The 13,728-nt window shown below is 38.1% G+C and carries 8 protein-coding genes; 4 read left to right on the forward strand and 4 right to left on the reverse strand.

The genetic code is table 11. The features are described 5' to 3' along the window. Positions 1-58 precede the first annotated feature (58 nt). Positions 59-2,278, reverse strand: coding sequence for a DUF5686 family protein (locus EWU23_RS01965; RefSeq protein WP_166228275.1), 2,220 nt, complete (start codon positions 2,276-2,278; stop codon positions 59-61). A gap of 254 nt (positions 2,279-2,532) precedes the next feature. Here EWU23_RS01965 and EWU23_RS01970 point away from each other — a divergent pair, with 254 nt between their 5' ends. The 3 genes from EWU23_RS01970 to EWU23_RS01980 all read left to right on the forward strand — a co-directional run bounded on the left by EWU23_RS01970 (position 2,533) and on the right by EWU23_RS01980 (position 6,449). Continuing rightward, on the forward strand, positions 2,533-4,797 hold the full coding sequence (locus EWU23_RS01970; RefSeq protein WP_166228277.1) for an aconitate hydratase: 2,265 nt from the start codon (positions 2,533-2,535) through the stop codon (positions 4,795-4,797). 84 nt (positions 4,798-4,881) lie between these two features. Beyond that, entirely contained in the window at positions 4,882-5,823 is a 942-nt protein-coding gene (locus EWU23_RS01975) for a ribose-phosphate pyrophosphokinase (protein WP_166228279.1), read from the forward strand. 59 nt (positions 5,824-5,882) lie between these two features. After that, a complete protein-coding gene (locus tag EWU23_RS01980; protein ID WP_166228281.1) occupies positions 5,883-6,449 on the forward strand; it encodes a 50S ribosomal protein L25/general stress protein Ctc in 567 nt (188 codons plus the stop codon). Between the two features lie 786 nt (positions 6,450-7,235). On the opposite strand, the gene EWU23_RS01985 is transcribed toward EWU23_RS01980, so the two are convergent. Together EWU23_RS01985 and EWU23_RS01990 are read right to left on the reverse strand one after the other, a co-directional pair. Beyond that, positions 7,236-9,404: a sodium-translocating pyrophosphatase gene (locus EWU23_RS01985; RefSeq protein ID WP_166228284.1), complete on the reverse strand. Its 2,169-nt coding sequence runs from the start codon at positions 9,402-9,404 to the stop codon at positions 7,236-7,238. A gap of 66 nt (positions 9,405-9,470) precedes the next feature. Further along, positions 9,471-12,059, reverse strand: a complete 2,589-nt coding sequence (locus EWU23_RS01990) for a DUF5686 and carboxypeptidase regulatory-like domain-containing protein (RefSeq protein ID WP_166228286.1) — start codon at positions 12,057-12,059, stop codon at positions 9,471-9,473. 132 nt (positions 12,060-12,191) lie between these two features. Between EWU23_RS01990 and EWU23_RS01995 the strand changes: the two genes are divergently transcribed. Beyond that, the gene (locus tag EWU23_RS01995; RefSeq protein ID WP_166228288.1) at positions 12,192-13,394 is read left to right on the forward strand and encodes an aspartate aminotransferase family protein; all 1,203 of its coding nucleotides are present in this window, start codon (positions 12,192-12,194) and stop codon (positions 13,392-13,394) included. Here EWU23_RS01995 and trxA read toward each other — a convergent pair. Continuing rightward, a complete protein-coding gene (trxA, locus tag EWU23_RS02000; protein ID WP_109323049.1) occupies positions 13,391-13,714 on the reverse strand; it encodes a thioredoxin in 324 nt (107 codons plus the stop codon). The two genes, EWU23_RS01995 and trxA, sit on opposite strands and share 4 nt — an antisense overlap. Positions 13,715-13,728: the final 14 nt, after the last annotated feature.

The raw sequence follows: 13,728 nt of genomic DNA on the forward strand, positions 1-13,728 counted from the left end.
TTAAAATGAATTTCTAGCGAATGATACAGAAGCATTGAAAAAAAATCTATTTGTTCAATTAATCCGGGAGATTCCCTATCCGAATTCTTGAATTGAGATTTAAGCGTAATCCAACATAATTAAATTGGCCATTGATAAAGCTAGCAATAGCCTCTAAACGAAATATTTTTAATAGACCATCCAATCCATAACCGACTTCTGAATATAAAAGTTTTTGATTTTTAATGTAAACGGTATTAGCTATCAATAATTCTTTCACATAGGATTTTTTCATTCCTAATATGGGTTTCAACCACAAGTTTGAGAATTGAAACAAGGATAATCCTTCAATATAAGTACCTGCTGTGCTGTAGGCATAATGGTTTACATTCAGACGCTGATTAGCTCCTGAAGTGAAATTTTGGTAGTAACCAACCAAACGATGAGAAGCTAACATTTCGCCGGCCTGTACCAAGTTCATGGTTCCGTTATAATGCTTAAAATCAATAAAATAACTAGGGGCATCGCCGATGAATGTACCGGCATTGATGATAAAGCCTGTTTTTATCCAAGGAGAAAGTGCCATATTTTGTAAATAAGAAAGCTCTATCATGTTAAATTGGGCACTAGATTCAGCCACACCTTTCCATCCTGCTCGGTATTTAAATAAAATGAGAGGTGAGGATCCCCATTCACTTTCACGAATATGGTTGCGGTAATATTGGGTTAAAAAGGGTCTAAATCCTACCGTTAATTGACTGATAAAAGCTTGGTGTGTCTGAAACCCATCTTGAGTATATTCCTCATTTTGAGGATTATTAGACGTGAATTTCCGATTCAGGTAATTGAACCAATAGTAATCCGTAGTATTATCCATCTGACTTCTCCTAGACCATTCAAGACTACTTTTGAGGAAGAACTTAGAGGAAAAACGCTTGATTAAAGCCAAATTCCAAAATTCCTTCCGATAGATTTTCATTTGATTATTTTTCAACAAAAGTGTTGAAAGGGAGTTCATCTCAGGAGAAATGGAATTATCGGGATTCAATTGTTGAACAAAATCTCCTTGGGCTAAAGAAATATCAAAGGAATCCGTTTTATATCTCAATTTCACATAACCTGTATTTCTATTCAACCCAAACGACCGTCTACCCAAAAATTCTGCCTCTAGAAAACGATACCTTGCCCAGCGTTTTCTAAATACTAAACCAGCATTAGCCACAAATCCTTCCACCGTATTAAAGTTGGAATCAAATACAGGTGATTTATAATAAATTTCAAATGGATAAAAATCCTTTTGACGGGGGCCATAGTAAAACGACTTGGAAAAAAGCAATTGATTCAATGAAAATGGGCTTTTTCGTAAAGTATCAATAGACGCCTCCAACAAATTGGAAGTCATGGAACCTTGAAAAAAATGATCTTCTTGCGTATTGTGCTTGATTTCTTCACGCTGGACATAGCGCACAGAATCCATGGTAATCAGACCACTTTGAGGGCGCGACTTCCATTTTCTCAACAATGACTGATGAAAATTACCCAATAATTGGGTGGCAAATACTTCATCAAACCCAATTTCAGCAATATTTAATCGCTCTTGAGATTGATTGGGAATGTGAAACCCCGGTTCTGCTTTCCAACTCTGAGGAGTCTGTTGCACTTCTTCTTGTAATATGAATTCCCCGTAATTACCCATGAGTCCACCTGCCAAGGTAAAATAAGCCGATTTAGGTAACCAGGCTTGATTAACCCATTGATGTTGTAAATCCATATGATACAGTAAAGCATCGGATTCAACTTGAGCTTCCCATCGAATAATCCACCCAGTATTACTTAATGTTAATTTACCTGTAAACAAACGATCCCCAGTGGAGCTTGGTCGAACTTCAAATTGAAAGCCCTTTTGTCCACTAACTAAGGTGTCACCCTTGTATACATATGAATAATACTCTCGCCCTTGATAGTTGAGCGGGGAAACACAGTTCGTACCAATGAAATCTTGATAAAAATCGGGCCAGAAAAATAGGGTAGGCCTAGGGTATTTTTTTTGAAAGCCTTTTACATCAATGATTTCATGAATCATTTGATTCAAACTTTTCACATAAACTTTAACATGAGTTTGATTTCCATACCATTGGCCTTCCTGTATCCCTTCGTTTTTTTTCAATCGATTTTTGGCTAAGCCAATAACCTGATTAAAACGGCCTTTTTCTTTGGTAATAACTTCAGCAGAAAAATGTCCCATCAATGCACTGTGTTGTGGCGCCAATTCCAAGGCTCTCGTGATTAAGGTATCCATAGAATTGCTTTTTTGACCGAAGGCAAAAAAGCTTCCAGAAAAAACCAGAAGAAAACAAAAAGAAGAAATCCGCTTAAATCTCAAATTGGGCTTAACAATGGTTTTAACAAGGAGAAATTAATCGATAAAAAGTAAATTCAAATGTAAAATTCACAAAAAACTGCTGCAAAGGAAATGATATTTACAAAAAGTGGCAAAAAGGTGGCGGTAATCTATTAATTTTATGAACAATTTATTAAAACCAACATTGACTCATGGCCTTTGATATTGAAATGATTAAAGCTGTCTATGACCGCATGCCGGCTAGAATTGCCGCAGCACGTGCATTGACAGGAAAACCGCTTACATTAACGGAAAAAATTCTTTATAGTCACTTGTGGGAAGGTACTCCTTCCACCACATTTACACGTGGAGGTTCCTATGTGGACTTTGCACCAGACCGTGTTGCTATGCAAGATGCTACGGCTCAAATGGCCTTATTGCAATTTATGCAAGCTGGTCGTCCGCAAGTTGCCGTACCTTCAACCGTACACTGTGATCACTTAATTGAAGCTAAAGTAGCTTCTACCACTGACCTAAAAGTGGCAGTTGACAAGAATAAAGAAGTGTATGATTTCTTATCATCTGTTTCAGATAAATACGGTATTGGTTTCTGGAAACCAGGAGCTGGTATTATTCACCAAGTCGTTTTAGAAAACTATGCTTTCCCTGGTGGAATGATGATTGGTACTGACTCGCACACAGTAAATGCGGGTGGTTTGGGTATGATTGCGATTGGTGTTGGTGGTGCCGATGCTTGTGATGTCATGGCTGGTTTAGCTTGGGAATTGAAATTCCCTAAGTTGATTGGTGTTAAATTAAAAGGAAAATTAAACGGTTGGACTTCAGCTAAAGATGTTATCTTAAAAGTTGCTGGAATTTTAACTGTTAAAGGTGGTACTGGTTGTGTGGTTGAATATTTTGGAGAAGGTGCTACTTCAATGTCATGTACGGGTAAAGGAACTATTTGTAACATGGGAGCAGAAATTGGTGCAACCACTTCTACTTTTGGTTACGATGATTCTATGGCTCGTTATTTAGAGTCTACAGGAAGAGCCGATGTAGCTGCCTTAGCCAACGGCATTCGCGAGCATTTAACGGCCGATTCAGAAGTTTATGCAAATCCTGAAGCTTATTTTGATCAGGTAATTGAAATTGATTTGGATACATTGGAACCACACGTAAATGGTCCATTTACGCCAGATTTAGCTACGCCTATTTCTAAATTGAAAGAATTAGCTATCAAAAACAACTGGCCTACGAAAGTGGAGGTTGGTTTGATTGGTTCATGTACCAACTCTTCTTATGAAGATATTGCTCGCGCTGCTTCTTTAGCCAAACAAGTAGCCGCTAAAGGCTTAAAAACCAAAGCACAGTTTACCATTACTCCAGGATCTGAGCAAGTACGTTACACGATCGAAAGAGATGGTTTTATCTCAACATTTGATTCCATTGGTGCTACTGTATTTTCGAATGCTTGTGGACCATGTATTGGTCAATGGGCTCGTCCAGGTGCTGAAAAAGGAGAAAAGAACACCATTGTTCACTCATTTAACAGAAACTTTGCCAAACGTGCTGATGGTAATCCCAATACCTACGCTTTTGTAGCTTCACCAGAAATTGTTACCGCTTTAGCTATTGCTGGTGATTTGACATTCAATCCTTTAACAGATACGTTGACCAACGAAAAAGGAGAACAAGTGAAATTGGAGGCTCCAACAGGAGATGAATTACCAAAGCTAGGTTTCGCTGTAGAAGATGCAGGATATCAAGCTCCAGCTGAAGATGGTTCAGGTGTCCAAGTAAAAGTGGCCCTTACTTCAGATCGTCTTCAATTATTAGCTCCCTTCTCAGCTTGGGAAGGAACCGATTTGAAAGGTTTAAAATTATTGATTAAAGCAAAAGGTAAGTGTACTACAGACCATATTTCCATGGCTGGTCCTTGGTTAAAATACCGTGGACACTTAGACAATATCTCTAACAATATGTTGATTGGTGCTGTGAATTTCTTCAATGAAAAAACAGATAATGTCAAAAACCAATTAACAGGTGTTTATGGTGCAGTACCTGATACTCAACGTGCTTATAAAGCAGCAGGTATTGGTACAATTGTAGTAGGTGATACTAATTATGGCGAAGGTTCTTCTCGTGAGCATGCTGCCATGGAACCACGCCATTTAGGAGTTCGTGCAGTATTAGTAAAATCTTTTGCCCGTATTCACGAAACCAACTTGAAGAAGCAAGGTATGTTAGCTTTAACATTTACCAATGAAGCGGATTATGACAAAATTCAAGAAGATGATAGTATCAATATCCTTGGATTAAAAGATTTTGCTCCTGAAAAGCCATTGACTATTGAATTAACCCATGTAGATGGAAGCACAGATAGTTTCCCTGTTAACCACACGTACAATGCGCAGCAAATCGAATGGTTTAAAGCCGGTGGAGCATTGAATATCATTCGTGCTTCGATTAAATAAGTATAAAATTGTAAAAGGGCGCAAAATTCACTAGTTTTGCGCCTTATTTCAGATAAACCAACCATTGTTCCTTAATTTTTCTAAATGGCAGCGATAAATGCAGTAAAAATATTTTCAGGTTCAGCGTCCAATTATTTGGCCAAAGAAATTGCTAAATACTATGGAAAAGATTTGGGTGCAGCCACCACATTGCGCTTTTCAGATGGAGAAATGTCTCCAAGTTTTGATGAGTCAGTTCGTGGTTGTGATGTATTCATCATTCAATCTACATTCCCTTCGGCTGATAATCTAATGGAATTATTATTGATGATTGATGCTGCCCGAAGAGCTTCTGCACACTATGTTACCGCAGTTATTCCTTATTTTGGATATTCTCGTCAAGATCGTAAAGATCGTCCAAGGGTAGGTATAGGAGCTAAATTGATTGCCAACCTGTTGACTGCCGCTGGAGCTGATCGTTTAATGACGATTGACTTACATGCCGGTCAAATTCAAGGTTTCATGGATTTTCCAGTGGACCATTTGGAAGGTACGGCTATTTTTATCCCTTATTTGAAATCCTTAGGACTTGAAAATCTAACTTTTGCCTCTCCAGATGTGGGTGGAGTAGTTAGAACAAGAAATATGGCTAAGTTTTTCAATGCCAACATGGTTATTTGCGACAAACACAGAAAGCGTGCCAATGAAATTGCTTCCATGCAATTAATTGGAGATGTAGAAGGGGCTAATGTAATATTAGTAGATGACTTAATTGATACCGGTGGTACCATGTGTAAAGCCGCTCAATTGATCATGGACAAAGGCGCAAAATCGGTGAGAGCTATTGTTACCCACCCTGTTTTATCAGGTAAGGCTTATGACAATATCTCCAATTCTGTTTTGACGGAATTAGTGGTAACAGATACTATTCCTTTAAAAGAAGAATGCGCCAAAATTAAAGTTCTTACCGTTTCGGAATTATTCGCCAAGGCGATCGGAAGAATTAGAGATCACGAATCTATCAGTTCATTATTTATTAAATATTAATTTCAACCGTTTTCAGGGGATAGCGTGATGCGACAGACTGGGAACTTAACAAAAACAACATGAAAAAATTAGAGATTGTAGGGTTTAAAAGAGCGAATCTCGGAAGTAAGGGCGCGAAAGATTTGCGTACTGAAGCTTTAGCTCCTTGTGTATTGTATGGTGGAAAAGAGCAGGTTCACTTTGCTGTTCCAATGATCCTTTTCCGTGACTTACTTTACTCATCAGATGTTTACGAAGTAGCATTGAACATTGAAGGTGATCAATACCGCGCTATTTTACAAGATGCGCAGTTTCACCCAGTAAATGAAATGATATTACACGTTGACTTTTTAGAAATTGTTGATAACAAGCCTATTAAGATCGATGTACCTATCAAAATTATTGGTAACTCTCCTGGTGTTATTAAAGGGGGTAAAATGATCCAAAAGTTACGTAAAGTGACTTTGAAAGGATTAGCTGAAAACATTCCTGATTTTGTTACTGCTGATATTTCTGGTTTAGACCTAGGACAAACAGTTAAAGTAAACAAATTGGATGTGAAAGGATGTGAGATATTGAATCCAATGTCCAATCCAGTAGCAACGATCGATATCCCAAGAGCATTAAGAGGTAAATTAACTGCTTAATTCTAGGAATATCTTTCTGATAGAGATTCAAAAAAGCCCTCCAATTGGAGGGCTTTTTTAGTTATTAGGGATTAGTGTTTAGAATGAAAAATTAGGTTAATCCCAACGAAAGATTGGAACGTAGCTTGAGCGAAGCGGAAGGCGGATATTTGACCCTGCGCATAGGCCATGTGTGAAAGCGTCAAAGATTAAAGCCGTAAGCGGAGAGACAATCGGTTCTGCGGAGCAGAATTCGTCTTGGATTAACCGTACTCCTGCTGTTTTTTTTGTTTCTTTTTTTATGAAAAAAAAGAAACACCATGAAAAGTAGTATTCCAATAATGTTAATGATAAAAGGAAACAAAATAAGCCAAACCTTTATTGTTTCATCATTTCACTAGGATTTTCTTTTTTTGAAAAAAAAGAAACAAAAAAACTTCTTTTTTGTCGTCCAGCCAAGGCGAATTCCGCTTTGCGGAACCGTGATTCTCTCCGCTATCGCCTATATTTTTGACGCCGACGCGCATCACCTATGCTGAGGTCAAAACCTCGTCTACCGCTGCGTTCATCACATTTCGCTGGAGCTGGACGACGGAACTCTCTTTCTTAAGAAAATTCTACATTCTACATTTCTAGGTTAATCCCAACGAAAGGTTGAAACGGAGCTTGAGCGAAGCGAAAAGCGAATTCCGCTGAGCTGAACGACGTGATTCTCTTTCCAAAAATCTAATTTCTAATTCTAAACGCTAATCACTAAAAAAGGTCAACCCAACAGGATTGACCTTTTCACATAAAACCAAATTCAAACTATTTCTTTGCCACAATCTTCATGACGATAGGAGCCTTCTCAACGTGAGAAACTTTGCCATCTGTTTTTGCTATATAAGGAGCAATAACTAACGAAACGATCGACATTAATTTAATCAAAATATTCATAGATGGTCCTGAAGTATCTTTGAATGGATCACCTACAGTATCTCCCGTCACCGCTGCTTTGTGTGGCTCAGATCCTTTTTTATAAGTCACTCCATCAATTAAAACACCTTTTTCAAATGATTTTTTTGCATTGTCCCAAGCTCCACCTGCGTTAGATTGGAATATACCCATCAACACACCTGAAACCGTAACACCCGCTAATAAACCACCCAAAACTTCTGGTCCCATGATAAAGCCAACAATAACTGGTACCGATAAAGCAATGGCTCCAGGTAACATCATCTGACGAATCGAAGCTTCTGTTGAGATAGCTACACATTTTTCATATTCTGGCTTGGCTTTATATTCCATAATACCTGGAATTTCACGGAACTGACGACGAACCTCATTCACCATTTCCATAGCTGCTTTTCCTACTGCTGAAATACATAATGCAGAGAAAATAAAGGGTATCATACCACCTACAAATAAACCAGCTAATACATCCGCTTTATAGATGTCTATTTGTGTAATACCTGAAATACCTACAAATGCACCAAATAGAGCTAATGAAGTTAATGCCGCAGAAGCGATTGCAAATCCTTTACCTGTGGCTGCTGTTGTATTACCAACCGCATCTAAATTATCTGTACGCTCACGAACTTCAGCTGGTAATTGAGCCATTTCTGCAATACCACCCGCATTATCAGCAATGGGTCCAAATGCATCAATAGCCAATTGCATAGCTGTTGTAGCCATCATACCTGCCGCAGCAATAGAAACTCCATAAATTCCAGCAAAGAAATAGGAGAAGTAAATACCAGCAGCTAAAACCAAAATAGGCAATACCGTTGACTCCATACCTACAGCTAAACCACCAATGATGTTTGTCGCATGTCCAGTACCTGATTTCTGTACGATTGAATCCACTGGACGTTTTCCCATAGCCGTGTAGTATTCCGTGATGATAGACATCAATGTACCTACAATAAGACCTACAATAATGGAATAGAATACATCCATGGCAGTAAAACTAAATCCACGTAAAACCAAGGATTCTGGTAAAATATTCTTCACTAAAAAATAGGAAGTAATGAACGTGATTGCAATCGATAAGTAATTGCCTGTATTCAAGGCATTTTGAACCGAATCCGTTTCATTTTTAATACGAACAAAGAAAGTAGAAACCAATGAAGCTAATAAGCCTACACCAGCAATCAACATCGGCAATAAAACAGGGGAGAAGCCTCCATAGTTATCACTAACTTCTATTTCCTGACCTAACACCATTGTTGCCAAGATAGTGGCCACATAAGATCCGAACAAGTCAGCTCCCATACCAGCTACGTCACCCACATTGTCACCCACGTTATCAGCAATAGTGGCAGGATTACGCACATCATCTTCAGGAATACCTGCTTCTACTTTTCCAACTAAATCAGCTCCTACATCGGCTGCTTTGGTGTAAATTCCACCACCCACACGAGCAAATAAAGCAATTGATTCTGCACCTAAAGAAAAACCAGCTAATACCTCAATGGCTGTTTTCATCTCATTGGATGTTAAAGCTTGACCCTGAGCAAAAATCTGATAGAAGGTAATGAATAAACCGCCTAATCCTAAGATAGCTAAACCAGCTACACCCATTCCCATCACCGAACCTCCAGTAAATGAAACAGATAATGCTTTAGCTAAGGAAGTTCTCGCAGCTTCCGCTGTACGAACATTGGCTTTGGTTGCTACGATCATACCAATATAACCTGCTGTAGCAGAAAATATGGCTCCAATCAAAAAGGCAACCGCAATAAGTGGTGAAGAGTGAAATCCAGGTCCTTCCTGATTTCCTAACCATGCCAATAATATCGCAGTGGGGATTGCGAAATAGGCTAATATTTTCCATTCTGCTTTCAAAAAGGCGATTGCACCATCTGCAATATAACCTGAAAGCTCTTTCATTGTGTCATTTCCAGCATCTTGCTTCGATACCCAGCTAAACTTCCAAGCCGTGTACAACAATCCTACTATTCCAAAAGCAGGAACTAAGTAAACAATTGAATCCATAAAGTGTGTTTTAGATTATTCCAAAAAAATTTGTTACAAAAATAAGAATTTTGGCGTATAAAACAACTAAAATGGAAATCTAAGCAATAGCTTGAAACGCTCAGGAACCCAATTACCCACGGGATAGGCTAGCTCTAAACCCAGAAATTTACCAATGCCCGAAATACCATAAACGAACTCTTGATACGAACCTTGATTAACCCCTTGTAACATGTGAAGTCGGTTATAAACCACATATTCTCGGATACCGTATTGCGTCAATACATTCCATTGGCTCAACAACAATTTCCTTGGTTCCCACTTCGCATGCAGTTTAATATGATTATCTGTGGTACTAAAAGCATAATAGGGTAAAGCTCGAAACGATTGCTCATTGGCACTAATAAACATCGTTTGATTGCCATTAAAATGTGTATAATCTAGAAAATTAGTCGCCTTTTGTAAATAAGTAGTATAATTCAATTGAAGATTCAATGTACCTAAACGTGCCAAATTGATGAATTGGCTATAATCTAAATTCAAGCGCTGAAATTGATCATCACCTGTTCCAAATGCATATATGAAATTAAAGGAAGGGCCTTCATTATTATTAATTCGCCGAACTCCATTAAATCGATTCCATGAGGCTTTGGGTTGCCATCGAAAACCTATTGAACCCGCTACTTGATTTCCTCTATTCGGAATTTGATTGCCCCAAGCCTCATTTACTGGCATATTGGGTTCAAAAACCTTATCTTGATTCAACCAGCCATGCTCAACCGAATTATTCAACATTTCTCTATTTCTAAATTCAATCAAAGATAAAAACCGAAGACTCGGAGTGAATTGGTATTGGTAATTTAGATTTACATAATTTTTTTGAAATAGGTTGACATAATTTTCTGATAAAATTACAGCATACAGGGTATTCAAAAAGGGTGAAATCGGATTACTCCGATTTATTTGAAATACATTACTCCCTATCTCTGCTTTCAAATATTGGCGATTTTCATCAAAATTTCGCTCCAGATACACATCTCCATTCCAGGCATGACGAGCAATAGCATACCGAACATTGGCACCCAAGGCCAAATAATTATTCCTTCCATAGCGATTCCTATACACTAAACTTCGGTCTACATAAAAGCCATCTACGGCATTAAAACCTCCTCCAAATGAACTTAAATTCAGGCTTTTACCGATGGAGTTCTTTTCATAATTGTAATATTTTCCATAAATCAAATGCCCAAATTGGAATTTAGGCAATGCGTTGATAGAATCTTTTCTTCTCTTATCGGCACCAGCAATCCATAAACTATCCGCTTCTTTGTACCCGACCTTTTCCCCCTCCGTTAAAGGTACCTGACGTTCTTCTTCCCAAAAACTTTCCGACTTATTTCTTGACATGGAATCCACTTCAAACGTATAATCAGAAGTCAAACCATCCATTTTAGCTAAATTCTCCTTTTTCTCTAATTTGTCTACTTCCTTCAATACTTCTTTTAACTTCTTCCTGGTCAGCTCTTTACCCAAAGCCATTTTGGGATCTTTTACCTTTTCTCTATTTATTTCCTTAGCTAATTCCTTATTCAATCGCTCTTCAATGATGGCAGGTTTAACGACAAAGGCAGGATTTACTTTGATCTGATACTGCTTTATTTGTGTGATGTATCTAAAGTTGGCTTTAATCCCGAAGGCATCAAAATTGACTTGAGAATCATATTGAATGGGCATCCAAACACCTTGAAACAAAGCATTTTGTTGCGTAAACCCATAAGATCCATTGGGATCCTTAAATCTCAGCTGAAAAGAATATATACTCCAAGTATCTTCTACTACTTGTACCGTTCCTTCAAATAAGTCGTCATAACTAGCTCTAGGCTGAACCTGAATCTTACTGATGGTCATACCTTCTTGCGTAAAACTGCCCAAATAGGCAAATTTATATAGTTGAAATGCTTGGGGACCAAAGGGCGACCATAAGCTTACCCATACTTTAGGACGATAAAAGTTGGTTTGGGTCACTCGTAGATTCAACCCTTGATTTAAGGCAGGAGGCAAATTATTTCGGTTAGAAATGACTTTTTCTTGTAATCTATTCGGTTTCTGATAACTAACTTGGTTAATTCCCTCTAACACATATGTACTTCCCACTTTCACCCCCATTTCTTTTTCTATCTTTTTCCCTCCCAACATTTTCACCAAAGAACTTACCTCTGTCACCTTGCCTGACCCCTTCACATAAGCCTTAGCTTCATATGCATCTAATTCTTTTAAGTGAAATGGCGCCATAGCAATCATTCGACGCATAATACCTATGGCAGGATCCTCCTTTAAACCACTTACATTGACTTCAACTAAGGCCACAGCCTGCTCTTCCAAAACTACATCCAATAACTTATCTGAAGTTCCTGATTCCAATTCGATGGTAAATGTCTTGGGACTATGACCTAAAAAACGAAAGACCAGATTGTGTTTGCCTACTCCCGTTTTAATCGAATATTTTCCATCTTCATTGGCTGTGGTTCCCTTATTCTGATTAGATACCCAAACCGTAGCAAAAGGCATCACTTCTCCTTGTTTATTTCGGATAGTTCCATGAATTTGCTGTCCATGTAAAGAAGAAACAAAAATGAAAAATAGAGAAAGAGAGAAAAGTAGTTTTATAGAATTCATATGAAGGGCTTTAATACAAAAATAGTTTGAGATTTTATATGTAAACTTTTTTTATGACAAAGGGTAAAATAAAGTAGTAAGTAGAATTACCAATCCTAACGTAAAGAAGATAAATTTGTTTTTCTTTTGATTATGGCTATTACACATCGACAACTATTTCTTGATCATCTTGCTAAAACTTCTGATGCACCTTTGGCTTTGGAAATTGAAAAAGCGGAACATATATATCTATATGATGATCAAGGTAAATCCTATATGGATTTAATCTCAGGTATAGCCGTTTCCAATGTGGGTCATCGACATCCTAAAGTTATTTCTGCCATTAAAAACCAATTAGATGCCTACATGCATTTAATGGTTTATGGGGAATACATCCAAAGTCCACAGGTAAAACTAGCCGCTGCCCTAGTAAAATCAACCCAATCTTCCAGATTGAATCAAGTCTATTTTACTAATTCAGGAACAGAAGCCGTAGAAGGAGCCATGAAACTGGCCAAAAGATACACGGGAAGAACTGAAATTATTTCCTGTTTTCAAGCCTATCACGGTGCTACACAAGGCGCCTTGTCTTTAGCTGGGGATGAAAATTTTAAGAACAGTTTTCGTCCCTTATTACCTGATATTCGCCATATTCGACATGGGAATGTAGTTGACTTAGCTCAAATCACGCATAAAACAGCGGCTATTGTCATAGAAATAGTGGGTGGAGAGTCAGGAGTGAGGTTAGCTTCCAAATCCTATTTTCAAGCGCTAAAACAACGATGCCAAGAAACTGGATGTCTGTTAATCATAGATGAAATACAAACAGGCTTTGGAAGAACAGGTACATTTTGGGCATTTCAAGCCATGGACATAGAACCTGATATTTTACTTTCTGCCAAAGGAATGGGAGGGGGGATGCCCATTGGTGCTTTTATTGCACCAGAAGAAATCATGCAAAGCCTTACAGTAAGACCCGTTTTAGGTCATATTACCACTTTTGGGGGTCATCCTGTGTCATGCGCTGCCTCCTTGGCCACGCTAGAAACTATTTTTGAAGAACACTTATTGGATGATGTTGAAAAGAAAAGTCAACTTTTTAAAGACCTTTTAATTCATCCAAGTATCAAAGAAGTACGGGGTATTGGTCTGATGTTGGCTGTTGAAATGGATTCTTTCCAAACAGTCAAAGCGGTTATTGACACTTGTATTGAACAAGGATTAATCACCGATTGGTTTTTATTTTGCGATTATTCCATCCGCATTGCACCACCTTTGGTGATTACAGAAGACGAAATAAAAATAGCCTGTAACATCTTGCTACAGGCTATCCAATTAGTTACTACTAAAAATTAAGCGTGCTTCAATAAAGCTTCAGCTAATACTGATTTTGGTAAGTTTCCACCTACTAAACGCTCCTTCATTTCTCCATTTTTGAAAACCATCAATGTTGGAATAGAACGAATACCCAAAGAAGCAGGTACCGCTGAATTTAAATCCACATTCATTTTAGCTACAATCGCTTGACCTTCTACTTCACCTGCCAATTCTTCTACTACGGGTCCAATCATTTTACACGGACCGCACCATTCAGCCCAAAAATCCACTAATACCGGAGTATCAGAACCTATTAACTCTTGAAAATTGGCATCAGTAGCCTCTACGTATTTTCCCATGATTTATTTTTTAT

It is taken from the genome of Aquirufa beregesia (assembly GCF_011090385.1).
Classification (GTDB): Bacteria; Bacteroidota; Bacteroidia; order Cytophagales; family Spirosomataceae; genus Aquirufa; species Aquirufa beregesia.